At 48.8% G+C, this 26,451-nt stretch carries 18 protein-coding genes; 2 read left to right on the top strand and 16 right to left on the bottom strand.

What is annotated here, in order from left to right; genetic code table 11:
• Positions 1–226 precede the first annotated feature (226 nt).
• The 13 genes from MKX75_RS04780 to MKX75_RS04720 all read right to left on the bottom strand — a co-directional run bounded on the left by MKX75_RS04780 (position 227) and on the right by MKX75_RS04720 (position 18,579).
• On the bottom strand, positions 227–2,071 hold the full coding sequence (locus MKX75_RS04780; RefSeq protein WP_339168635.1) for an IucA/IucC family protein: 1,845 nt from the start codon (positions 2,069–2,071) through the stop codon (positions 227–229).
• Positions 2,031–3,344 (bottom strand): type III PLP-dependent enzyme, encoded by a 1,314-nt coding sequence (locus tag MKX75_RS04775; RefSeq protein ID WP_339168633.1) that lies wholly within the window; start codon positions 3,342–3,344, stop codon positions 2,031–2,033. Before MKX75_RS04775 ends, MKX75_RS04780 begins: the two co-directional genes overlap by 41 nt.
• Entirely contained in the window at positions 3,341–4,117 is a 777-nt protein-coding gene (locus MKX75_RS04770) for an aldolase/citrate lyase family protein (protein ID WP_339168632.1), read from the bottom strand. The genes MKX75_RS04775 and MKX75_RS04770 overlap by 4 nt, the downstream gene beginning before the upstream one ends.
• The gene (locus MKX75_RS04765) at positions 4,114–5,955 is read right to left on the bottom strand and encodes an IucA/IucC family protein (RefSeq protein WP_339168630.1); all 1,842 of its coding nucleotides are present in this window, start codon (positions 5,953–5,955) and stop codon (positions 4,114–4,116) included. Before MKX75_RS04765 ends, MKX75_RS04770 begins: the two co-directional genes overlap by 4 nt.
• Positions 5,924–7,708 (bottom strand): IucA/IucC family protein, encoded by a 1,785-nt coding sequence (locus MKX75_RS04760; protein WP_339168629.1) that lies wholly within the window; start codon positions 7,706–7,708, stop codon positions 5,924–5,926. Before MKX75_RS04760 ends, MKX75_RS04765 begins: the two co-directional genes overlap by 32 nt.
• Positions 7,686–9,119: an MFS transporter gene (locus tag MKX75_RS04755; protein WP_339168628.1), complete on the bottom strand. Its 1,434-nt coding sequence runs from the start codon at positions 9,117–9,119 to the stop codon at positions 7,686–7,688. The genes MKX75_RS04760 and MKX75_RS04755 overlap by 23 nt, the downstream gene beginning before the upstream one ends.
• Positions 9,113–10,468, bottom strand: coding sequence for a diaminobutyrate--2-oxoglutarate transaminase (locus MKX75_RS04750; protein ID WP_062837463.1), 1,356 nt, complete (start codon positions 10,466–10,468; stop codon positions 9,113–9,115). Before MKX75_RS04750 ends, MKX75_RS04755 begins: the two co-directional genes overlap by 7 nt.
• A 68-nt stretch (positions 10,469–10,536) precedes the next feature.
• Positions 10,537–11,562 (bottom strand): hypothetical protein, encoded by a 1,026-nt coding sequence (locus tag MKX75_RS04745; protein ID WP_339168625.1) that lies wholly within the window; start codon positions 11,560–11,562, stop codon positions 10,537–10,539.
• Positions 11,563–12,141: 579 nt separating this feature from the next.
• The gene (locus MKX75_RS04740; RefSeq protein ID WP_062837465.1) at positions 12,142–12,963 is read right to left on the bottom strand and encodes an ABC transporter ATP-binding protein; all 822 of its coding nucleotides are present in this window, start codon (positions 12,961–12,963) and stop codon (positions 12,142–12,144) included.
• A 13-nt stretch (positions 12,964–12,976) separates the two neighbouring features.
• Complete coding sequence (locus tag MKX75_RS04735; protein ID WP_339168623.1) at positions 12,977–14,020, bottom strand: iron ABC transporter permease; 1,044 nt, start codon at positions 14,018–14,020, stop codon at positions 12,977–12,979.
• Positions 14,017–15,030, bottom strand: coding sequence for an iron ABC transporter permease (locus MKX75_RS04730; RefSeq protein ID WP_339168622.1), 1,014 nt, complete (start codon positions 15,028–15,030; stop codon positions 14,017–14,019). Before MKX75_RS04730 ends, MKX75_RS04735 begins: the two co-directional genes overlap by 4 nt.
• Before the next feature lie 97 nt (positions 15,031–15,127).
• On the bottom strand, positions 15,128–16,141 hold the full coding sequence (locus tag MKX75_RS04725; protein WP_339168620.1) for an iron-siderophore ABC transporter substrate-binding protein: 1,014 nt from the start codon (positions 16,139–16,141) through the stop codon (positions 15,128–15,130).
• Positions 16,142–16,479: 338 nt separating this feature from the next.
• Entirely contained in the window at positions 16,480–18,579 is a 2,100-nt protein-coding gene (locus tag MKX75_RS04720) for a family 16 glycoside hydrolase (RefSeq protein WP_339168618.1), read from the bottom strand.
• A 387-nt stretch (positions 18,580–18,966) separates the two neighbouring features.
• On the opposite strand from MKX75_RS04720, the gene MKX75_RS04715 reads away from it, so the two are divergent.
• Together MKX75_RS04715 and MKX75_RS04710 are read left to right on the top strand one after the other, a co-directional pair.
• The gene (locus MKX75_RS04715; RefSeq protein ID WP_339168616.1) at positions 18,967–19,548 is read left to right on the top strand and encodes a hypothetical protein; all 582 of its coding nucleotides are present in this window, start codon (positions 18,967–18,969) and stop codon (positions 19,546–19,548) included.
• A gap of 223 nt (positions 19,549–19,771) precedes the next feature.
• On the top strand, positions 19,772–21,544 hold the full coding sequence (locus MKX75_RS04710) for an alpha-glycosidase (protein WP_339168614.1): 1,773 nt from the start codon (positions 19,772–19,774) through the stop codon (positions 21,542–21,544).
• A 389-nt stretch (positions 21,545–21,933) separates the two neighbouring features.
• Here MKX75_RS04710 and MKX75_RS04705 read toward each other — a convergent pair whose 3' ends face one another.
• Genes MKX75_RS04705 through MKX75_RS04695 form a run of 3 tightly spaced genes read right to left on the bottom strand, consistent with a single transcriptional unit; the run spans position 21,934 to position 26,146 of the window.
• Positions 21,934–23,358, bottom strand: a complete 1,425-nt coding sequence (locus MKX75_RS04705; protein WP_339168613.1) for a fatty acid--CoA ligase family protein — start codon at positions 23,356–23,358, stop codon at positions 21,934–21,936.
• Positions 23,352–24,770, bottom strand: a complete 1,419-nt coding sequence (locus MKX75_RS04700) for a hypothetical protein (RefSeq protein ID WP_076333026.1) — start codon at positions 24,768–24,770, stop codon at positions 23,352–23,354. Before MKX75_RS04700 ends, MKX75_RS04705 begins: the two co-directional genes overlap by 7 nt.
• On the bottom strand, positions 24,767–26,146 hold the full coding sequence (locus tag MKX75_RS04695; RefSeq protein ID WP_339168611.1) for an alpha/beta hydrolase-fold protein: 1,380 nt from the start codon (positions 26,144–26,146) through the stop codon (positions 24,767–24,769). Before MKX75_RS04695 ends, MKX75_RS04700 begins: the two co-directional genes overlap by 4 nt.
• Positions 26,147–26,451 lie beyond the last annotated feature (305 nt).

Genomic DNA, 26,451 nt, shown 5'->3' with positions numbered 1-26,451 from the left:
AAGTATGACTATAACACATAACCCGATTATACCATCAGTCTCTTTCCTGTACCTTCATTTCATAAGATTTTTTAGCCAGAATGATGAACGTTTCATCCCTCCAAGCATTTCAACTCTCAATGATAACAAGCCAAAAAGGCAACCCATCAAACGGGTCACCTTCTAGATCGATCCTTTAGCACTCCACTTCTTCTCTATACACTCCTACACCAACACTACTCAACCTCTATCTCTTGTAAAAAGGGTTCCACCCTTTGCCTTTGCCCGATGGCATCGCGCCAGGCACCCCATCCGCTTCAAGCAGCGGACGGACAACTAACTTCACGGGCCACTCCTCGCTCTCGAATACCGCATGAGCGATCGCGGCCCGGTCAGAATCGGGAAGCTGCACTTGTTGCAGCGCTTCCTTCCAAGCCTGCTCCGTGATCTCCCATAACTTCGTTTCCGGGATGTGATACACCTCGCTCAGTGCCTCCATGATCGCAGCCAGATTCACCTGCGTCCCCAGCGACTGCACATAGAAGATCAGCTTCTGGATCGTCTCGTTATACAAGCTGTTCGAGTAGCCTGGGCGAATATGATAAGCAGGGTCTGCGATCCCATGCTTGTCCAGGTAAGGCTGATGCAGACGCACGGAATCATGATCGCGGAACAATAGACCTTTTACCTGATTATCCCGTAACACCAGACAGCAGTTCTGACCATGAATCTCAGGTACAACGCCCACCTTGAACAGACGCATCACGATATCATAGAACGTCGTAGCTATGCTGGTATAAAAGTCGAGGACATCCGTGCTGCTCAGATCATCACCCAGAATGTCCTTTAGTAAATGGTTACCTTCCAGATTCACACCCAGTGCAGCCATTGGAATGACTTTGTAGGCTTCATTAAGCAATTCAGCAGGATACACACGAATCTGTGCAGCCAGATGGCGTGGATGATCATCGAACAGTCCCATGGATTCTGGCATGAAGCCCCACCAGTTCTGCTCTTCACACATATACACCTTGTCCTTCAACGTCTCGTCACAAGCAACGGCCTGTCGTAGCATCCGTTCCCCAGCAAGACCATTCAGCAGCTTGACCACCGGAAGATAGCGAGCAGCCCCCAGTGACAGCACACTAACCGGTAGCTTGAGCATCAGATTAGATTCGGTTGATGCAGCCATCGAGCGCAGAGAGGATGTTGCCTGTACGTCGCCCACTTCTACATCCAATACGACTATGCCGCCTTCTTCGATCTCCCCAGTGAAACGAGGCAGAATCACATGCTGCAATTGCCACGGATGTACAGGCATCGGCAGATATTCGTCCAACGTGATTCCTTTTCGGGCAAACTCAGCTTCCACCACTCCGCGCTGAACATCGTCTAACACGTCCAAAATGGACAGCCCATCTTCACAACCTTGCTGCACGGCATCCAGCCGTATAGCCACCCAGCGCAGCGAAATCGCCTTTCCGAATTCCGCTGCATAGCGTGTTACATCTTCTGCGTTGAATCCCACCTTGGCTTTGGACGATGGGTGAAATGGACGATCCCGCAATGCCGCAACGCGCTCACCCTTGATAAACCACTCATAAGCAGACGCCGGGACGTTGGCGGACAGATACTGGACTTGTTCCCAGCCCAGAGCAAACTGCTCCACAGCAACGCCCAGACTAGCAAGAAACTCCGCCACCCCAGGTTGCGCATAAGCCTCATTCGACAAAGCCTTCTGTAACACGGCACGTCCAACTTCTACAGGAAAATCAAGGAGAACCCAGCTTCCATCTGCTTTCTCCTCATAGATCGGTGAACCCTGAACCCATTGAGTCCCCTGTCTTACTCCTGTTTCAACCAGACACAGTACACCTTGAGTGTGCAATCTATAGCGAGAAGCTACATTCTGATTCTCTTCACCGTCATATTCCTTATACAATCGACGGAACGGTGCAGGTGCCGCGGCAAAATCAATGAACGAACACTCCTCCAGTGGAAGCAATTGCTCCGACAAGAATGAATTCATCAAATCCGCCATAATCCGGCGTTCAGCGGCTTGCAGACTGGAACGCTTCATCAGTGTTGACATGATCATTGTCCTCCGTTAGATAATGGAATGCCGGGTGCGGATGCCCCAGAAAATCATGATGCGAGATGGTCCAGCAATAAGCTCCAGACTTTTCAAATACAACAATGTCTCCTACCCTTAGCAGCGCTACCTCCGCATCGGAATGCATGCGATCCTTGGGTGTGCATAGCTCACCTACAATATGAACACGACGATCTCTTACCTCTGGACGGACAAACGAGTGCTTCCAACGATCCGTCGCCATAATCTGAAACGGATGGTTATGTCCCCATGAAGCAGGCAGACGATTGTGGTGCGTACCTCCCCTTAACACGGCAAAATACTGATCATGAGAGGTTTTGATATCCGTAACCTCTGCGGCATAATACCCGTGGTCTGCTACCAGCAGTCGACCCGATTCAAAATACAGCTGACCTCCGCGTGAGGCAAGGCGCTGTCTGGCTTCACTTTGCTCCAGCAGGAAAGTGAACAAGGGCCAGTCGAATCCGGGGCTGCCATCATACGTGACACCGAATCCACCTCCTGCATTCACCACTTCCACAGGTAGATCATACTTGTGCTGCCACTGTTCCACCTTTTGCAAATACAGCTCGATCATCTCAGCATGCAGCCTGGCATCCATATTGTTGGACAAGGAGTGAAAGTGGAACCCGCTCAGTCGAACCACACCCGCGCCTTCCACACGAATGAGTTCAATGGCTTCTTCCACCGCCTCTTCATCGATTCCAAAAGGACTCGGCCCACCGCCCATGACAATCTTCGTCCGAGGTAACGTACTGCTTCGCAGATTGATTCGGAGCAGAATGCGAACCTCCTGCGCTCGCCCCTGTTGTTGTTTGTGTTTCGGCTCATTTTCTTGCACCTGCTCATGCTCCATCTCACGCTCTTTCGCAATCGCAATGATGCGCCGCAGCTCCAGCAGACTCTCCACATGGATGTAGCTCACGCCATTCTCAATGGCTAGCCGCAGTTCGCTCTCTTTCTTACCCGGACCTCCGAACAAAATTGGAACCTCTTGGCTTACAGCTCTAACCTTGAGCAACTCTCCAATCGAAGCCACTTCAAAGCCCTTCACCAATGGAAGCAACGCCTCAATGATTCGCGGATCTGGATTCGCCTTAATGGCGTAGAATAATTCTGTGTTTCCGGGCATGCTTCCCAGCATCTGACGTACCTGTTTCTGAATACCGGCCAGATCGTAGACATACGCACATACCGGGTCTTCCAATCCGCGTTGTAGTTCATCAATCACCTGCCATACACTAGGTTTCATATCTGCCCACCCGCATTCCTGTAGTCATTCCGTTTTTGGGCATACGCCCGAAACGCAGTATTCCGATCATCACCCAGCACGTATATATGTACTCCCCGCTCAGCCCAGAGCGACATGTCTTCCACGCCTCTCGTGACCGTTGCATAAGGTACTTCGCACTGCTGCGCGGTAGCATGCAATTCATCCAGTGCACGTCTCACTTCTGGGTGCTCGGTCTGCCATGGTACGCCGAGGGATTGCGACAGATCCGCCGCGCCTTCCAATACAAAACTCACCTGAGGGTGAGACAGAATCTGTGCACTTTGTCGCACGCCCTCCACACTTTCGATCATGGGTACAACCATCACCTGTTGGTTCGCTTCCCCAATGTATCCCGTGAGCGGATATTTACCGAATTCGCCGGGACGACCACTATTCAAGCTGCGCATACCAACCGGATGATAGTAGGCGTGACGAACCGCTTCCTCCACCTGCTCCAGTTGCTCAACATGTGGAATGACGATGCCTTGGGCGCCACAGTCAAGCACTTTAAGAATCTCCGCTCGCTCCACCTTCGAGATACGAACCAACGGGGTTAGGCCCACCAGTTCCGCCGCACGAATCAACTCTTCCACCGATTCCATCGATGTTGCGGCATGTTCCAGATCAATAATGACAAAGTCATATTCCGCATGGCCGATCATCTCGATGATGACCGGGTGTGGTATGGATACAAAAAGGCCATAGACTGGCTGTTTGCGTGCAATCTTTTCCTTCAGCGTGTTAATCCTCATTCGACGATTCCCTTTAATTCGTGTGTTCTCTTTGATTCAAGTGCATCCTTTGATACCTTGAGTGGATTGCTCGCCTTACGGAAATATAACTCTCCATCTCCATACAGACGACGCTTGGTCATCTCTTCGATCAGTGCATCTTCGGCAAAAAGGTCAAATGCAACAAACCGCTCTGCGTATTCCGGGTGCTGCTTCTGATAATCTACAATCACACCTGCGCACAGTTGCCAGAATGCTTCCTCTGCCAAACCAAACTTCTCAAGCGCCAACGCAATATCCGTCATGCAGATAAAGAAGAATGCATCATACGTATAGTCACGAACTTCCGACACATCTCCGGCATAGATGAAGGAATACCGATTGAACTTGCGGTGGGTTTCCGGCTCGGGGTTCAGCTTCGGAGCCCTTTCCGGGTGCAACAGTTGATCCGGTAAGTAGCGAACACCATCATGCAGATCCTTGATAATGATTCGTTTCGGCAGATCATCTTCCAGTACCAAAATGATATTCTGAGCATGAGATTCCAGCGCAATCCCGTGTGCATAGAGCAAATGAATAATCGGCAGGGTAACTGTGCGAACAAGGGCCTCGCTCCACTTTTTCACACCATGTCGTTCTACAGCATCCTGAATAAATGGAACACCATCCGGCTGCACCAACATCAGCGCATTCAGCGGCCATGCGGTCTCGCCTTCCTTTAGATGAACCGATACATTCTCCCGCCAGATCGCACCGAGTGTACCGTAGGCCCGTCCATACTGGGTTGCAGGCAACTGCTCATAACGGAACGACAGTCCCATGATTTCTTTCAAAATGCCAAACTGCACCTGCTGCAACAGCTCATCTTCACGAACAAGTTCATCCAGCCAATCGCTGATCAGTGGCGCGTTCTGGGTCGTATGCTGTGCCAGAATACGCGTGCTCGACGTGTTGGTGATGCTGAGGGCAAGCTTGATGTAAGGAGATTCCGGGTTCACTCTGTTAGACAGCGAACGGATCGATTGCTGTGCACGATAGGGCGAAGACGATGGACCAAGATACACAATGTCCCCATCCATAAGTTGACGGGCATATACCGTCTCCAACTGGTGCTCCCACTGCCATGGATGAACCGGAATGAACACAAATCGATCACCAATGTCAGAAGCTTCTTTCCCATCGCACTCCAGCATCTGATGGAATCGCTGTACGTCCTCTACGGTCAGATGCTGCCCCACCAATTCTTCAGAGCTATACCCTGTGGATACAGCGGTCTGAGCCAATTCTTTTTTCACAGCAACCCAGACTAATGCAACCTCCGTGTTAAACTCTGGGCCATAGGCGAGATTGTCTTTCAAAGAAAATCCCAACCTCGACTTATAGCTCGGGTGGTACAGATGACCGTCGGTCATGTGACTTTCGAGCGCATCATAATGCCGATCCTCACTCGGAATATTCAAGGGTAATATGGTCCGGCACTGACTGTCCTTTGCCATCGTTTCGAGCAGTTCCTGGATAAAAGCTGTGACGTTTGCACCCTTCAACGCGTTCAGTACGATTTCCTCCAAAAACAGATCCAGATCGGTGCAAGGTACGCCCTCTCTTTGAATCGAACCCTTCTTCACCTTCACCCGGCCAAATGAAAACTTTCGCTCCGCTTCACACGTGTACGCAACAGAATGACCAGAAGATGTAAGTCCCTCGGTTCGCCATTCGCTCCCACTTACATGACTGTCCAGAATGCCTTCGAACCACATTGCCTCCAACGTCTGCCGCATGATCCGTTCCTGTACACCCACGTAGACTGCTTCTGTCTTGCCGCCTGCTTCAGCCCTGTATCCCACTCCCACGAACTTCACTCCCTATTCGTTTCATTACATTGCTCACCGGCACGTAGGCCGGGGTCTGGCTGATACCCCTTAGACAACTCACCAAATTTTGTTTGGCCAGAAATGCATCCGTTGTCAGCAGATGTTGCACATATGCATTGCCCGTTCGTTCCAGTTCCTCCACAAGTACCTCACGTACCTGTTTCCAGAAATGCTCCTCCGGGACGTTCACATCTCGCGCCATCGCATGAATCAAAGACCCCAGATGATTGACGATAAAATAGTACGATGTCCGCGCCCAGGCTTTCTCTCGCGAATAAAATAGTAAATCGGACACTGCACGTTCCTGCTCACTTATAAGTTCCTCATCCACACTGACCCCTTCCAGATCGCGGACGATAAAATCGACAGGCATTCCATCCTTTAAGGTCACAAGGGTATTCTGCAAATGAGCTTCAAAATGAATTCCTTTCTCACCCGCCGCCCGTACAATCGGCAGTAGAGAACATTGCAGATATCGATCCAGCCAGCGCTCAGCTATGTCACGGTCACCGCCCAGCAACGTCATCAGCCGCGATCGCATCCCAGGAAGGGGTGCTTCAACCAGACTGGATAAGACATACGTATTCGCAGGGTCGAACTCAATGGGCCGATAAGCTATCGTAAATAGACTGGTTAATTCTTCATCATCAAAGGCACATGTCGCTACACCTGTCTCATACGCAATATGGGTGTGCGGTTCAGCACCGAAACAGTCATGCTGCCTGACGTATCTGGAGGCATCCAATGTTCTGCGCATCTGCTCGGCACTGTTGATACGAATCATGTTGGTGATCTGCATGTTCAGTGACAGCTTGATATTGCAGTTCCATGCCGGAATATAAACCGTACGGACCGAAGAAGTCGGATAGACGATTGGCCCCGCACTGCCAAGCAGAATTAATTTTTCATCTCGAATATAGTGCTGTACTTCGGACAGCTGTGATATGTACGCGTATTGCCATGGATGGACGGGCAGAAGCCCATACATTCCACTCTTTTCTTTTAAAATCGGCTCCACATGGCTCCGCAGGAGACCATGCAAATCCATTACCGCCTCGTCATCCACCCATTCCTGCACATAGACATCCTGCCTCACGGCGATATAACAGAGTTGAAACGATGTCCGTAGCTCCGGACTGTACTTCTGTACATCCTGCTCGCTAAAGCCTTTGGAGTTCTTCGGAAACGGATGGAACGGATGACCATACAACAGTGACTGTTCCGATGTGCGATAGTCGTGGATGTCGAGACCGGCTGCTTGTTCGATATACAACGTAAGGTTGCCCACACTGTTATCTACCTTTTGTGCAAAATCTCTGGCATACGCCGCCTCGTCACGATTCGTATTCTCGCCCTTTGGATGTGCAATATCCACCTCAAGTGAACTCTTCATTTCCATCGCACTCTTAGGTATTCCATGGGAATAAGAACTCGCTCCCCGTGCCGTATCTCCACTTAGCTCAGATGTGATCCAGCGAACCAGGTCGCGATAATGCACCGCTTCCCCGCCAGATTGCATGCTGAGGTATTCATGCTCTCCCATGGCAGAGTGATAGGCCAGCTGTCCCGTCACCTTCACCCCGCTGGCTTGAAAAGCAACAGCGTACGTCAGCGTATTCGGATTGATCCGAATATCGCTTTCCTTTTCTAACGCAAGCTCACGGATGTAACAGTTCAGCAGCAGCTTGCACGAATGTTCATGGGCCTGCTGCTCAGTCTCAGACCGGAGCTTGTTTTCCATCTCGAACAATGATGCCAACCTTCTTTCGGGTTATAAGTAAGACCAGGGGAAGTGTAAGCAGTATGGCGCAGCCAAGTCCGATACAGATTTCTTTGAGCGCTCCCCATTTGGCCATCTCCATGGACGTTCCTGCCCCGGCAAGCCATTGCCAACGCATATCGTAATACAGCGTCATGCCCATCACCGCAAACGAAGAAGCCAGCCGCTCAATCGTCGTCGATAACACCGACCCTTCGTGCATGTCTTCGTCCGGTAATGCTTGTAAACCGATAGCAGAGATACTCATGCCTGACAGGCCAACGCCAATTCCCCGGCACGCCATGAGTATTCCGATGATCCAGATTGATGCTCCCATGGGCAGAACTGCAAACGACAAGATCGATATCGACACCAACAACGTGCCCCATGCGATAAAATGCCTGGACCGACCGCGATCCAGCAAGCTGCCGCCAATCCACATGAACAGACTTGTACAGATCGACAAGGGAATGAACAGCGCACCGGACAGGGCCGGCGACAGGTGGAAGACGTCCTGGAACAACAACGGCAATGCAAAGATCACGCCAAACATGACACAATCCTGAATGGTCGAGATCAGCACGGTCAGCGGAAAGACGGCATTACGCCGCAGCAACTGGTACCGGATCAACGGTTCCTTGCGACCGTTCTCTGTCTGGACAAAACGAATGAGTAACACTACACCCAGCGCAATCAGCAGCCAAGGTACCCATACTGCCACGACAGGACTTGCGTACAACTGTACCCCCAGACTAAGGGCACCTACCGCACAGATTAGCAGCATGACACTGAAAGGATGCCATTTTTTCCTGCGGGCAGGGATATAAGTTTGAATGACTCGGCCGCACCCGATAAAAGAAAACACAGCCAGCGGCACATTGAGCCAGAACAGCATTTCAAGCCTTCCGTACTGAATGATAAAACCACCCAGCGTTGGACCAGCAGCCGGAGCCAGCATAAGCAGCAAGCCCCACGCTCCGGTAATTCGCCCCCTTACCTCCGGTCCGTATACATCAAACAGCAGCACAAGCGATAACGGAATCATCAGCCCGGCGGCAACCCCATGCATGAAACGGACCAGCAAGAGCACTTCGATGGAGTGATAAAACAACGCACCTGCCACCGAGAAGAGTCCATAGATACTGATGCCCAACATATACGTCTGTTTACGGCCCAGTCGGTCCACGATCAGGGAAGCCAGCGGCATCGTTAACGTCATGGCGAGCATGTACAATGCGATGATCCATCCGCCTGCTGTCGTAGAGATCTGATAGTATTGCACAAAATAAGGCAGCAGCAGGTTAAATGCACTGTTGGTCAGCACCAGCGAAAAAGCACCGATCAGAATCGCGAGTAATACTGCATGCCTCTTCATCAGGGACAGCTTCAGCATGCGGCCGTTGCTAAGGTAATCGCTTCAGTTACCGATTTCTCAAAGATCGCGAGGATCGCGTTCGATTCCTGCTCTGTAATATTCAGCGGCGGCAGAAAACGAACAACCGCTGAATGACGCCCGCCCAGTTCTACAATTAATCCATTCTTGAAGCATTCACGCTGAATTGACTCAGCCAGCGCACCATTGGGGAGATAATGTCCCAGACGATCCTTACGTCCTGTTGGATCAACTACTTCAACGCCAATCATCAGCCCTCTGCCCCGCACGTCACCAATCTCTGCATACCGCTCTTTCAATGCATTCAGTTGATTCATGAACTGCTCACTGCGCAGCTGCACGTTTTGTAGAATATCCTGTTCCCGGATATAGCGAAGTGTGGCAAGCCCCGCGGCCATGGCTAGCTGATTGCCACGGAACGTACCTGTGTGTGCACCAGGCTGCCATTGGTCCAGCTCTTCTTTGTAGATGACAACAGACATTGGCAGACTACCGCCAACCGCTTTGGAGCAGATGATTACATCGGGTATGATTCCGGCATGTTCAAATGAAAACATTCGCCCTGTCCGTCCGATGCCTGTCTGCACTTCGTCAATAATGAGCGGAATATTTCGCTCTGCTGTGATACGACGTAACTCCTTGAGCCATTCGATATCCGCTGGAATCGCTCCGCCCTCTCCCTGTACGGTCTCCACAATGACCCCGCAGGGTGCCGCAATACCGCTCTCGCAATCATCGAGCAAATTCTCGATATACTGTGCGCTTAATTGGGCCGTCATGCCTTCACCAACACCAAATGGGCAACGGTATTCATAAGGAAACGGCAGGAAATGCACATCCGGCAGCAGGCTTTGCAGATGCTGTTTCTTGCTCAGATTGCCACTCATCGACATCGTCGCTTGGGTTGAACCGTGATAACCACCTTGAAAGGCAAGAATGGACTTGCCACCTGTGGCATGTTTGACCAGCTTAATGGCTGCTTCTACGGCATCCGCTCCGGTTGGACCACAGAACTGAATCTTGGCTTTATCTCGCATTTCTTCCGGAAGGATGGAGAATAGTTCTTGCATATATGAAAGCTTCAGCGGCGTTGCCAAATCCAGTGTATGTAGCGGAATCTGCTGATCCAGAACATCGCGAATGGCGTTGACCACCGTGTCATGGTTATGTCCCAGCGCCAATGTTCCTGCACCAGCCAGGCAGTCGTAGAATACGCGGCCTTCCGTATCGGTAATCTTCACCCCATGGGCCTTGCTAATGACAAGCGGGAAATGTCTGGGGTACGATCTTGCATTGGATTCCTTCTCATTTTGCATCTTCAGATATTCCGTCTGCACCTCTACTGACATAGCCCTATAACGCTCCTTATAATCGATTCAGGCTGAACTTGCTGCCTGTGATTCTTGTTTTATATCTTTTATACGTTGTTATACGTCTTATACTCGAGTAGCTCCTGACAAAGGTATTCCAGGTATAACCGAACTACATCACGAGTTGTTCCACCATGGGGAAAGACGTGGTGTGTCATATCTGGCAAAGCGTTCACTTCCAGGATGCCTCCCTGATCTCTGGAGATCGGCGTGCGGATATCACGACAACGAACATCGACTCCAGCGACATCAATCTGAAGAGTTTTGGCAGCTTGAATGATCATTCGGGCATTCTCGGGATGAATGATTTCGGTACAATCCTTGTAGAATTCACTGATCTTTCCGGCGGCTGAGTTACGGAGATCGTATAGCTCGATTTCTTTTCCGGCGTCAGGTACTTCATCCAGTGTTGTCCCTTGTGCTCGTAATACCTCCAGCAGACGTTCAGCTTCTGCATCAACCTGGGGAAAAGCTTCATACTCCCCAATGTGCGTCATCTCGATTCGCTCTTGATTCAACTGCTTGATTAACGCCCGAACGGTTGAAGTCCCGTTTCCCTCGACATAGACAGGTCGATACTCATTCACAGCCGCCACTTCACCGTTAATAATCAGCACTCTGTAATCAATTCCAGTTACATATTGCTGTAGCATAATGCTGCTGCCATGAACACCCGCAAGACGAATGGCTGCCTCTAGTTCATCTTCGGTACGCACATCCAACGTCACGCCCATACTACTGCTCGCATCCAGCGGTTTCACCACAATGGAGCTATGTCTTTTCAGAAAATCTGCTGCTTCGCTTCCCATCTCCGGGATCACGATAAATGACGGTACGGGCATGCCCTGTTCATGCAGCAACCTATTACATGCCTGCTTGTTCTTCGCGAGCAAACCAGCAATTAACGGCAGACGATGAGATCTGGTTTTGTTAATGATGATCTGCTTGTCTCCTACAGACAGCTTCAGAAAATCTTCGCATCCCTCAAGAAGTGGATCACAGGCGATGCCCATTTCTCTCGCTTTGCTTATAATGAGTCGGTTTTGCAGATTATGAATCCCTTTCGGAAACACTGAAAATCCTCCTCGATCGAATGAAGGTACTCGCGCCTATATAAGTCGAATTAAAGATTATTTACGCTGACACTACAATGACAGAACAACCTTCCAATCGCTGTTATCGCCAGATTTTTTTGATTCCCTTTTCTCAAGGGAAAAATCCGGGGATAAGCGTATGCTTCCGATGTAGCTTTCTTTCAGAAAGCTTTTAGGCGAACGCTTCGCTTTTTCAGGTTTTTTCTGTCCTCTCCGTTGCATGTAAATGATTAATTCAACTTATATTGCTCATACGTTCATCATTTTTTTGTAATTATAAATTGATAATGATTATCAATATCATACAAGATCTATTTTATGGCAATTCGAGCTATATTGTCAATAATAAACTTTTAAGGAAAAATAAGATGTAATTCGGTAGGGGTTTGAGTCGATGTAGGTATGCTTTTATCGAATAATAGGCACAACAAACTGGGCAAGCCTTGGATACGGTTTTACCAATGGCTTGCCTAATTTGTTATCTGCATGCTCATGCAATGTAGTTCGTGTGGATGGATGAATCATTATTGAAGTAATCAAAAGCGGACTTTTTGATCCTCAAGCCAGTTGTGTATAACGCTGTTCCCCATTCAGCTTCCTCCCTCTTCCATGTGGGATGCAAGTTGGTGTGCCGAACAGCGGATCGACCGCAATCTCACACTCCATCTGGAAAACCTTACGGACCATCTCCTGTGTAACGATATCCTCCGGTTTACCTTCCGCGTAGATGGACTTGTTGTGAACAGCCACAATGTGATGTGCATACCGACATGCCAGATTCAGATCATGAAGCACCATGACAATGGTACGCCCTTCCCGTTCGTTCAACTCGAACAACAGATCAAGGATATCAATCTGATGTGTCATATCCAGATAGGTTGTAGGTTCATCCAGCAGCAGCGTTTCGGTTCCCTGCGCGAGGGTCATCGCAATCCAGGCACGCTGACGCTGTCCACCGGACAATGCATCCACAGGCCGATCGGCGAGTTCCGTCAGATGTGTAGACTCCAGTGCCAGCTTGACCATACGCTCATCCTCTCGGGACCATTGCTTCAGCCACGTTTGATGTGGATAACGCCCTTGCTTGACCAGCTGATTCACTGTCAATCCTTCTGGAGCGGTCGGACCCTGCGGCAGGATGGACATGCGCCTTGAAATCTCCTTGGTCGGCAGCTTGGCAATCTCTTCGCCATCCAGCAGCACGGAACCTGAACTGGATTTCAGCAAACGAGCCATCGTGCGCAGCAGCGTGGATTTGCCACAGCCGTTGCTACCAATCAGGACGGTGATCTGTCCCTTGGGAATGGTCAAATTTAAATTTTCAATAATGGGGTCTGCTCCATAGGAGATAGTAAGCTCCTTGGCTTCCAGAATACTCACGGCTCTCTCCTCCTCAAAACTGATTTCGATTTTTGAACAACAGATACAGGAAAAATGGTGCGCCTACGCCTGCTGTGAATACCCCTGCGGGAACATCAAGCGGTAGAAAGGCTGTGCGAGCAATCAAATCTGCGACGAATACAAGCAAAGCCCCGACCAGTCCGGACACAATTAGCATACTACCGAACATCCGTCCAACCAGTTTTCGGGCAATATGTGGAGCGATCAGGCCTACAAAACCAATGGTTCCGGCAACTGCTACGGCGATTCCCGCCAGTAGTACACTGCATAACAATAACGCTGAACGATGCCATTGAACAGTCACCCCCAGCCCTGTAGCCAGATCATCTCCGAACTCCTGTGCATTCAGACTGCGGGCGAACCAGATCGCCAAAGGAACAACAATAATGATAACCGGGAGAATGGTTCGGACATCGGTCCACGATGCTCCGTATATACTTCCTGTCAGCCAGATATAGGCTTGACCTGCCGTGTAGAACGGACTCAGGATTAGCATAAAGGTTGTTCCGGCTCCGGTAATGGCCGATACTCCGATCCCGATCAGCACCAGGCGGATCGGACTGACTCCTTTTTTCCAAGCAAGTATGTAGATGATCAATGTCGTCACAAGCGCACCAACGATGGCGAACAGTGGTAACAGCTTGATACTTACCGCTCCGCCCAGCAATGTAACAAAACCTACAGCCGCAACAGCTGCTCCGCCAGTGATACCAATGACATCCGGTGAGGCCAGAGGGTTACGGATAATGCCTTGCAGGAGCGCACCTGACATCCCGAGAGCTGCACCTACGAGCAAAGATAGTAATACTCGTGGCAGTCTCAAGGTCAGCACGACGAAATCATGCTCGCCTGCATTCACACCGAATATCGTTCTGAGCACATCCAGCGGAGATATAAAGTCACTGCCCACACTGGTCCCGACAACCCCTGCCACTAGGAACAAGAGGATACATATGCCGATAACAGTCAGTGATTTTCGTTCCAATTGCACCGAGATGGTGTCTTTTTTGTTGCGGAAAGTCAACATCTTCCTCATATCTTCGTCACCCCCTTACGGGCAATGTACACGAAGAAAGGTCCGCCAATGAGTGCAGTCATGACACCAAGTGGAACTTCCTGCGGCATGATTACCAGTCTTGCAACCACATCCGCAGACAGCAGCAGAATCGCTCCCCCTACAATAGAGTAGGGAACAAGCCAGCGGTAATCGTTGCCTACCAGTGCACGCATGATATGCGGGACAATCAGACCTACGAGACCGATCGAACCAGCTACGGCAACGGAACCACCCGCGAGCAATACGGTAACAATACCCATGAGCACCTTGACCAGAAGTACATTCTGTCCCATGCCTTTGGCGATATCGTCACCCGTCAGCAGCAGATTGATGGCTCTGCCCATGAACAGAGAGACAATAGCTGCACCTGTCATGTACGGCAACACAGGATATAACATATCCAACGTTCGACCACTTACTGAACCGGCAAGCCAGAACAATACATCCTGCAATCCGGTTCCATCCAGCACCAGTATAGCCTGTGTGAACGAGGCAAACAATGCTGAGATTGCCGTCCCAGCCAGTACTATTTTGATCGGTGTCAGGCCATCACGACCGAGGGAACCCAGCGCATATACAATCGCCGCGGCAACCGCAGCTCCCGCAAAGCCAAACCACATCATGGTGGTGAGAGAGGATACGGACAATACAACGATGGCAATGACAATAAAAAAGATCGCACCTGCGTTGATCCCGAACACACTCGGTGATGCAAGCGGATTACGTGTTAATGCCTGCATTAGTCCACCCGCCACGGCCAAACTTGCACCAACGACAGCGGCAATAATGGTACGTGGCAGCCGCTCCGTCAAGAGCACCACATGTTCCACCGAGCTCTCGTCATAGAATTGCAGCGCATCCCATGCCATCTGAAACGTGATATGCGTGCGTCCCAGAATCATGCTGGCTAGGCAAGCAAGTAGAAGCAATATGAATAAACCAGCCAGTCCACAGACTTTGGCACTTGCCTTCGTAAAAAGGGGAAACATATTCTCACTCTTTCATCTGTAAAATGACAAAAGACCTGCCTGCCCATACACTTCGTTAACGAATGTCCTGGTGCATGGCAGGTCCTGCTCCTGTTAATTAGTTCAGGTTGAACTGCTTATATAGATCGTCCAGCATCATGTTGGCCGATGTGTATCCACCTGCCATGTTCCAGGCCACTTCATCGACCTGAATCAGTTGGTTGTTCTTGACTGCATCAAGATTTTTCCAAAGAGGACTGCTGGTCCAATCATCATAATTTTTCTGAATCGCATCGGTTTCGGTGCCTGAATTAAAGTTAAAGATCATGTCCGCATTCATATCCGGAATGTTCTCTTTGGAAGTCAATTCAACACCCCATGTGTCTGCATCATGTCCAGCAGGTCTGGTGAACCCAAGTTCATTCAGAATTTTACCTGCGTATCCCATGTAGAAAATACGAACCTGATCGGCTCTAAAGTTCGTAATGGTTGCTTCAATCGGCAGACGGTCACCCATTTTCGCCTTGAAATCAGCTACACGAGCATCCCAATCGGACAATAGCTTGTCTGATTGCTCAACCATATTCATCGCTTCACCAGTCGTCTTCACGGTTTCTTTCCAGTCAAACAACGTTTCCGTCACTACCGTTGGTGCGATCTGGGACAATTGCTCATAGATCTCTTCATGTCTGATCTTGGTAGCAATGATCAAGTCCGGTTTCAACTTGTTGATCTCTTCCAGATTGGGCTGGGATTCCTGACCCACTTGTGTTACTCCGTCCAGATCTGCTCTCAGATATTCGTAGACTGGCTGCTGAACCCAGGATTCGACAACACCTGTCGGCTTCACTCCGAGCGCTACAACAACATCATTGGCACCCTGGAACAGGGTCACGATTTTTTGCGGGGTTCCATTAATTGTGGTTTCACCCATAGCATGTTTGACCACTCTTGCTTGATCATCTGTTGCACTACCTGATGTACCGCTTTCATTAGTACTCTCATTACTACTTGCCGCCGAGCTGGATGTATTCGTTGTCTCAGCACTTCCACCTGAAGCACAACCAGCAAGCAGTGAAATCATCAGAATAAGTGCTGCATAAATATATAACTTTTTCTTTACTTGGAACATGTAACCCGACTCCCCTTTTCTCTGTAAATGATATTGAATCTCATTATCAATTGTATTGTAATGGAGATGAATCCATTATACAAGCATTTTATTTGGAAAAAGTTCTCACGTCATGTCGAACTTTGTCAGGCCCATAAACAGCTTTAAACAAGGTAATTTCGACTTCATACATATAATATAAGTCAATATAATCCTCATTACGTAAATACATATATGTAATTTTTTTGTTACTCTCTTTCGACTACAGAAAAACGCCTCACCGTAAATTCCTCTACGGCAAGGCGTTTTCAATTTTGCATATTCAATCATAATCACTCATAAAAAAACTAACAATCCGTTTAATTATAGCTGGTTGTCAGCCACTGAACGGGTGTCCATACAAGCTGCCCCGCACCGGCACCACCGCTAGCATTTAGTTTCGTCTGCAAGTCAGTCGGGTCAACTACTTCGTAATTATATGGCAAGGATGCAAATCCGTTCCAAGCGAATGATTTCTCAGCTGCCGGGCCTGGTGCCAGTGGGCTTTTGGCATCCTCACTTCCCCCTCGATAACTTGCTCCATTCCATACGTATATCGTATCGATTGCCTTGATTTTTCCCGTGTAATTACTCTTGGACGCACTCACCTGATTGTTTCTCAGCGGGTCCTGTACGCCAATAATGACGGATTTCTCCAACAATACAGCGCCATCCTCTGTAGAGATTGCTCCATTACTGGTGATTCCAAAATGATATCCTTTAGCTGAGATCGCTTTGGACATACTCGATGTAATCTTCTTTTTGATCTCCCAAGTATCGGCATTATCCATAACAATATTGTACACATGTACATTACCTCCACGTACACGCGGCATGCGATCCTGAATATCTTTATAATAATTGTGATGCAGGGTCACTTCCAGGTCAGCATTATCACTGGCGAACTCTGTCGCCCCAATCAGATGTCCTTTCTTCTGACTGGATGCGATGGCAATAATCTGTTCCTTACTCATACCAACCGCACTGCTTCTCAGGTAAGCATACATTGGATGAGCTGACATATTCGCTTCGAGGGCATTCACCTGCTGGGTCACCCAGCTGTTCGGACCTTGATCATCTCCTACAAAAGAAGACCATGAAATCGTCACGCCACGGCTACCTTTTTTCACATCAACAAGGCCATCATAGGCTTTGTGGAAAGTTGCATGGTCAATCCAGACGTTGCTGCTATTCTCTACGGTAATGTAATCCCAATCGTTCTTGTCATAATTGCCCTTGGTAGCTTCGTCCCACTCCCATAGTTCATCAAATGCCAGGTTACGAATAATGATATTGTTGCTCCGCTTGAATGTAAACGCGGCATGTTTGATCGTTGCTCCGGTAGCCGAAAAAATCGTCAGACCATCAAAGTTATCAATGCTCACTCTGCTGACACCCGTCTTCATCAGTACAGGATGTGTCAGGGCGTTATTATGGGCGCTAAAAGGAGCCGTCTTGGCTGAAGCGGGAATTTCATTCCAACCCAAGTCCAGATCATTCATGATCTCAACCACTTTGATTTTGGAACCTTTCTTCAATGCTACAGCCAGATCACTGGCGTTATATACCCGCATATAACGTGAATCGGTATCCTCGATGATACCTCCACCGGTCGTATTTGCTGCGGCAAATCCAGTCACATTGTATGCAGCCATTTCCGGTGTCTGATCCGGAACTTCTGGCTCTGGTGTAGAATCGGTAGGTGGTGTTTCTGTGGACGGATCAGTCGGTGGTACTTCAGTTGAAGGATCCGTTGGTGGAGTCTCCGGCGTTGGATCGGTTGGCGTTTCTGTTACCGGATCTCCGATATTCGAAATGGTTACATTATCGTACATGACAATGGACTTCAACGTTACCAGCCCTGCACTTCCTTTGGTCATATCGGTATCTGTAGCAGACAGCTCCAACACACCATTCACGTACATGTTAATGGATGGGCCGCTCATTTCAAGTTTGACGTTATACCATGTATCCACTGCCAGCTTATAATCCAATTTCGTGGCAAGTGTTGTGGTTGATCCATTGACTTTTTTGCGAATTTCAAGTTTTCCGCCACCACTGTTATACAATGAAGCTGCATAGTAGTTGTTCGCATCCGTATATCTGCCCGCTACGTAAGTTCGAGTCGATCCATTAAAATCAACGACTTTCACATCCGCTGCCACGGCGTAATCACTCCATTCCACGTCCCCTGCCGAACTTCTGCCCTCGCTCTTGCCCGATTGGTAATACACTGCGTTCCCCTGATCTTGAACGACAGACCAACTACCACCGGTAGACGTCCACTGCGTATCCCCATTCTCAAAAGTATCCTGGGACCATTCACTCGCCTGAGCGGGATGAATCAGCCCAAATGAGAGCACAAGACTTATGCTTAGCGCCAGGACCATCATTTTGGTAAAACGTTTGTTTCTACTCATGAACTATTCCTCCAATATGTATGAATCAACTCCAATGCTATTTATCGGGCATACCGCTACAAACGGAAATAGGTTTAAAGTATTAATTAATAAACCCAAAGTACAGCATACTTTTGCATATATATCCTTTCTGAAAACATTCTGAAAGAACCAACTTCATTCAAATACCCGAACAAATGTACACGTTTAAACATAGCCATATCTCTTTGTACCTAGTTACAATAACCGCTTCCACTACAGCTCTATACGACGCTGCACCAATATGCAACAGCATGAAACGATATGAAAATCCATATTACTGTAAAATGATACCTGTAATTTCTTGTCGTACTATGTTAGATTATCCAATGGAATAATATCACATCTATAGATAGGGGAAATTGTTACGTGAAAAAATCTTGGGTTCTATCCATTATTATGAGCTTTGTTTTGCTTGGTGGGGTATTCGCACCTGCAGGGTCCTATGCCGCTGCTGCGGATGACTCAACTACTACATATTCGGAAGACGAATACTATGAAGAAGTTGACACGTCAGAACAAGAACCGATTCCTACAGTTGAAGAAGAAGATTTCCTGAGCTACCTTGATCAGTTGGATAAGGCATCGGTATATGAGGAGAAAGCCTTCAATGCTTTGGGAGGTGGATTCTACATTACATCGTCTAATCGCAAGTCCGTTTTCCTGAAACTGAATAACACAGCGATTCCTAACTACACCAAATATGTATCCAAGCTGAAGCTGATTAAACCGCAAGATGCGGAATTGCAAAAAATCCATGCCAACCTGATCAAAGGTAGCTATGCACAGCTGGAAGGATTCCAACTCGCTAAAAAAGCGGTCTCCAAAACAACGGTAAACAGCGCTGTCCTGAAACAGGCCAATGCCAAAATTGATTCCGGCAAGAAAAATATCGAGAAGTTTCACAAAGAATTCTCTGCATATGCCAATAAACTTGGATTTGATTTATAAAAACAGTAATTGTAGATATGCGTCCTACATTTCGAATAAAATAATTTTGAAATTTAAGGAAAAAAAGTGTTTTCTTTTGCTACGTTAGTTCGTATAATAGCACTATAATCAAAAGGCTATGCTGCCGAAAGGTACAACCTCGTGAACAATTGAGGTTGTGCCTTTTTTGCGTTTATATGGCCGCATTGATATGAATTTCATCATCTGACGAGGAGTGATTCACATGATTCTTGAAGCCATTTACCATCGCCCCAAACTCAATTGGTCCTATGCTTATGATCGCTCGACCATGCACCTGCGACTTCGGTCCAAACGCGGGGATCTGGATGCGGTGATTGCGATTACCGGGGACAAATATGCCTGGGATCGGACGATCACGCACATCCCCATGCACATCTTTGCCCGAGATGAAATGTTCGATTATTGGGAAGCCGAGACTTCACCTCCCTATCGCAGATTACGGTATGGGTTCCAATTGATTCAGGGAGAGGAATCGGTCTGGATGACAGAGCGTGGATTCGAGCAGGCGTTGCCTGATCATCCACTTGAATTCTTTGATTTTCCATTTATGAACCCAGTCGACATATTTGAACCGCCTGCCTGGGTTAAGGACGCTGTGTTTTATCAGATTTTCCCTGAACGTTATGCCAATGGTGATCCCTTCATCAGTCCCAAAAATGCGGAACCCTGGGGAGGAGAACCTACACCGGTGAACTTCTTTGGTGGAGATCTGCAAGGTGTGCTTGATCATCTGGATCATATCAGCCAGCTCGGTATCAATGCCATCTACTTCTGTCCGCTGTTCGAGGCCACGACGAATCACAAATACAATACAGGCGATTACATGAAAGTTGATCCTCACTTTGGAACCAATGAACAGTTCAAAGCCTTTGTGGACGCCTGTCATCAGCGAGGTATACGCGTTGTTCTGGATGCGGTATTTAATCATTCCGGGAGAGAGTTTCCTCCTTTTGTGGATGTGATGAAGAATGGAGCTGCCTCCTCCTACGCAGATTGGTTCTATATTAAGGATTGGCCGCCGCGTGTGGAGGATGGTATACCGACTTATGACACCTTTGCCTTTGAGCCGCTCATGCCGAAGCTGAATACGGAACACCCTGAAGTGAAGGCATACCTGCTGGAGGTAGGACGTTTCTGGATTGAGGAGATGGATATTGACGGCTGGAGACTAGATGTGGCGAATGAGGTGGATCATCAGTTCTGGCGCGAATTCCGGCAGACGGTAAAGGCCATCAAGCCTGACGCCTATCTGCTCGGTGAGATCTGGCATGATTCGCTCATGTGGCTTCAGGGAGACCAGTTCGATGCCGTGATGAATTATCCATTTACCAATTCGGTATTGGACTACACGGTGCACGGAAAGCTGGATGGACTTGGCTTCGCGAATGAGATCGGCAAACTGCTCGCAGCCTATTCACAGCCTGTAACGGAAGCAGCTTTCAATCTGCTCGGAAGCCATGATACGCCCAGACTGCTGTCCTTGTGTGATGGAGATGAACGCAAGATGAAGCTTGCCGTTACGTTGCTGCTTACGTATCCAGGTGTACCCTGTATCTATTATGGAGACGAAGTGGGTCTTGATGGGGGATATGATCCGGGTTGCCGCAAGTGTATGGAGTGGGATGAGACCAAACAGAACCGTGAACTTCTGGAATTCTTCACCCGTACGATTGCCCTTCGCAAAGAGCACCCTGCCCTTCGCAGCACGGAACTGAAGATTGTATATGCAAAAGCCGGAGACCCTTGTCTTGCCATCGAACGATTGGATTCGAATTCAGGTGAACGTATGCTTCTTGTGCTGAATGCGGGTGATGAGCCGTGTACACTGGAACTCCCCTTGGCAGATCGTAACGTCTGGCGAAATCTATTCACAGCAAACACCGTGGAAGCTCGGCAAAATAAACTGACCCTCAATCTGGAAGCATACGGATTCTCCCTGATGCAACTTGAGGTGAAACAACCAGCTGAGGCCTGAGATGAATACAGCTAACAAGGTAAAATAACTTCAAAGAGGCTGTCCTCCAGGTCATACGCCCGGGGAACAGCCTCTTCTGTATCTTATATGTCTGATACATCTTATGAATCTTATACGTCATATCCTAACGAACCCAGCACACGTTATTTGCTTCATTATACGTGGGCTAAATGCCTAACGAATCAGAGAAACCTTATTTCGTCCAATAAGTCGATTTTCGCAAGCAGAAGCCGTATTTTGATGCAATAACGTTACTGAGATTCGTTAGGTTTTACTTTTCTTGATTATCCCTTAATACGACGTTTGAGGTTCGTTAGCGATAGCGATTCGAGCGAGGTGAAGCTATTTGAGGTAGCTCCTTTTCTGTTCCGTTCACGTTTCCAGATAGGTTAACGTTCTCTAATGCCCGCCTGATATTCATTGGTTGCCGCGACCTCTTCCCCAACCGAGGCCAACGGCAACGAAGTCATCGGTTTTCGTATTTTCTTCATTCTCGAACTTACGAGCAGCTCTTGCGTAATCACGATTTTCTGCGGAATTTTGTATGAAGGCAGCTTGTCCCGACAATATTCCCAGATGGATCGTCTCAGATCTGTAAGAGTACATTCTGTAGCCAGTCGTACCGTCACCTTCACCCTCTGACCGGTGATGCCGCTCTGGTCTCCCGAAACTACGGCCGCTTCAATACATTCCATCTGCTCCAAAACACCCTCAACTTCGGCAGGATATACTTTCCGTCCCCCTACGTTAATGATCTCGGAACGACGTCCCAGAATACGAATGTACCCCTGCTCCAGCACAGCTTCATCCCCTGTACGAAGCCATCCATCCTCTGTAAAGGGGGATGGGGCATTCAGATATCCGATCATCGCGGTTTCCGTATAAATCTGCAATTCTCCTTCCACCACCCGATACTTGACCTCTTCATCTTGAATGGAGAACAGCAGAGAACCTGGCTCTTTGGAGCGGGTTGGCAGAATACCAAGTTCAGACATGCCATAGGCTTGTATCGTCCTGATCTGTGGAAATCTCCGGTTCCAGGCTGCCAGTACGGATTCAGGCATCACTTCCGATCCATACGACACCACTTCGAGACTGGATAGATCATATCCCTCATCATTTCTGCCCAACATCAACAGATTCATGAACGTCGGTGAGGCTGGCAGGGCCTGAACATGGAATTTCTCAATCGTCCGGCACACTTCTTCAGGAGATCGATCTGCAATGATACATAGACAACCCCCACTGGACAGGGATTGCAGCATCGTATTTACACCGCCGATATGATCGAACATCATGAATGGAATCGTTCGCAAGGGCCGAACCTGCCGCCGAAAACGATGTAACAGCCGATCTGCACGATGCACAGTCGCTTTACTGACTCCGGTTGATCCGGATGAAAAGAGGACCAGGCCCCCTACGCCCTCCTGTGCCAGCGAGGATAACAACACGGGAACCTCTCCAGAGGATTCACACGTATGCCGAATACACAACTTGCCTTCTTCAATGCCCAAACGCCATTTCACCTGTGCCAGTTGGATATATTCCTCTCGTTTGGCTTCAACCAGGTACCTATCCATGGGAAGCACGATGCACCCTTGTCCGAGCAAAGCAACCAATGCTGCCGCGGCATAGGGGGAGTAGTCTTCCTCCAGCGTTACAAGTTGCCCCGTCAGCCCTTCTGCTGTAATCCACTCACCCATGATGCCAACCTGTTCCAGCAGCCACCGATAGCTGTACTCCTGATCCTTCCAGATCAGTGCAGGTTGCTGTCCCTGTTCCGCGAATCGTTCAAGCAAGAATTGGATTACCACTGTGCATCCTCCTCACGGGCAGGCGCCCATTGCTGTGCGAGATAATCAACAAGTGAACCTACAGTCTGATAAGGACTTTCCGGCAAAGAAGCAGCAGCCATCTCCGCCAGAGCGGCGCTCATTCCTGTTCCCCATCGATCTTCGATTCCCTGCTCTACCACTGCAAGCAATGACACCAGTTCCAGCGAATCCAGTTGGCCACTTCGTCCGTACAGTGGAGCGTTACCACCCTCACCAAGTGGAATCGATGTATTGTGGTAAGCGTTTAGCTCTCGGCAACTATCCAATACGATACGGAGCAAGGCCTCCCTGTGTTCTTCTCCAATCATCGGCATGGTCTGACGTTGAAAGCAATCTGCCTGAGGTATGGACTGTCGAAGTGACTCATACCATTGCCATTCATCCGTGACCAACATCTTAATGACACCTGTTAGCTGTACTTTCCACTGCTCACGGTGCTTCATCCGGCTGACCTGCAGCATATTGTATGCCTTCTCCCACCGTGCAATGATATTACTGAATTCTCTTGCATATTGATCAAGTGGAGAACCCAGCCATAACGCAGACTCCTGAAGAAGATCTCGAAGAAAATACCGGCTCCATCGCATATCAAACAGCAGACCGGATATTAACATTTCATTGGCCTGATCACCTTCATTCGCCGCATGCAACGCATCTAGGAGTTGCAAAGACACCGCATGTCCAAAATAATAATTCCGCTCTCCTTGTATAATCGTCCGGCCTGTTAGAAACTCATCAATTTGCGTTGTTAACGCCTGGGTCAACATATCTCGATAACCCGCAGAGTCAAGCTTCACAGTCGCCCGGATGTCCATGGTGCCAAACGTTCGGAGTTCTTCTTTGCGCTTCGCCTGAGCAAGCTCGGGTATGCTTTGGTTCCCTTTCCAGAAATCATGAAAGGCTCTTTGGGCAACCTTCCCCTTATACTTGGAGGGCACGGGATCATAGACGTGAACATGCTCCTCTTCCAAACCATACACGGCAATCCAATGGTCTACCAGATGCAGTCGGGAGCCTTGTTTCACGTGTTTGCGGATGTACTCAGGATTCTGATAATCCTCACAGTAAGGCAGATGATAACTGGTTCCTGTAGCCAGAAAAAGCCCACCTTCGCCGATATGCTGCCTGATCTCCGCCTTGCCTTCCTCGAAGCTGTCCAGCTGCCGCTGACCATACATCTCCCAGATCGGCTCTATATAATCTAGTTTGTGAAAATAAGGCTTCACCAGTCCGTTATCCCCGCACGAAGGAAGGCTATACAACCGACTTGCCGCCAGCAGTGCAAGACTTGTGATAGATCCTTGTCGATGGAGCACTTCATGGATCAGAGGGAAATTGCAGGGATAATAATAGGGAATGTCCAACACTGGAGCAAATGAAGGAATGATCATTTTAGGCCTCCTGTTCCCGTTTTGGCTGACGTACTACCCCAGGATTGGATTAGGTAATGCACAGACATATCATCTGTCGCTCGAAATACCCGATTGGCAATAGGTTTGCCATCCACATCGGTCTCGAAACGACGGAAACCGCGAGTAAATCGGAAGGAGAACCCACTATCACGCGGGACTCGGTAACAACCTTCATATCGACCTTTACCGGAACGGACAAGCTTCATGCCCATCCCACCATATATCGTTTCCTCCGTCTCTTCCTCTGAGGTTACCTCTGCATGAATGCAGACCTCCACATGAGTGGACAATTCAGGAACAACCGTATAGATGCGTGTAGTAGACAGTTCCCCCATCGTCAGCGTGATCGATGCACTTCCAATACCGACAGGCACCAACTCTCCACTCGCATGAACCTGAAGTACATTCGGGTCACTCGAAGTATAATTCCCATGCAGCAGACTCTGAACCAATCCGCTCTCGTAGTGCACTCTTGCATTGATGAACACGGTCATCCCCCCCTGTAGTCCGATGACATCCCTTCCAAGCAGTTCGAGCGAGGAGGGCTTACCCACGTGGCCGAACATGTACAGTAACGGGAGGTGCACGCGTGCTCCCCAGTCACCTTCCTGATGACAGGTACCCGGCTGTTCCAGAAATGCCAATTCCTCACCCGATCCTACTCCGCGTTCAAGTAATTGATGAGCTACCCTTCTGACCTGGGAAGGCAGAAACAGACCTTCCGTATCTCCAATATCCATCCACATTCGAACGTCGGGTACCTCTTCTGGCAAGCGATACATGTTTTCTTCCAACAGTCCACTTTCCGATGTGTCGTCCAGCTGCACATCCACATAGAATGGCGACATCATGATCAGTTTTCCGAAAACATCCGGATTTCTCATCCCCATGTGCAATGTACAAAGTGCCGCGGCAGATGAACCCAACAACCCGGTATTCGACTTGTCCGGCAGTGTACGGTAACGATGATCAATGAGCGGCTTGAGTTCATGAATGATGAAATGCTCATAGTCGATGCCTGAGCACCCCACACTCACGGCCTCTCTCTTCGGAGCAATGAAGTGGTAGAATTCGTTGTGCGTTACTGGACGGACATGTGCAATACCGACAATAATCAGGGATTCGATCTGCCCGGAGGCAATTAGTCCGTCCGCAGCCTGATCCATATGCCATGTTTCATTGCCTGGCCCAGATGGACCAAAAGCCCGTTGTCCTGCATGAACGTACAGCACAGGATAATGCCGATCTGCTTGCTCATGGTAACCGGGTGGAAGATACACATGGATATTGCGGATATTGCCGAGCCGCGACGCATGAACACCTTCCAAACATTCGATAACAGAATGGCTACTCAACTGATCATCAACCGCCTTTCTTCTCCCGATTCGACTGCATAATACAAACAAATAACCCCGCCTCAGAAGAGACGGGGTTGTCCCAGAACACGCGTAAGTGTCCCGGGATACATAGCCCTTATATTGTGAATCTGCGAATAGTTTAAATCCCCGGACGTGCTTTTGTAAACATAAAAATAGAAAATAAATGCTCCCAAAAAAGTTATTGACATAAGATCCAATATTTCTTACGATAACGTTGTGATCATAACTCGAGGGCCATGCTTTTAAACCAGAGCGGTTTAGGACAACCCCGGTAACTCCCG

Origin of the sequence: Paenibacillus sp. FSL R5-0341, from assembly GCF_037975235.1 — a bacterium.
Taxonomy (GTDB): domain Bacteria; phylum Bacillota; class Bacilli; order Paenibacillales; family Paenibacillaceae; genus Paenibacillus; species Paenibacillus amylolyticus_A.
This window is presented reverse-complemented; position numbering and strand designations above follow the sequence as displayed.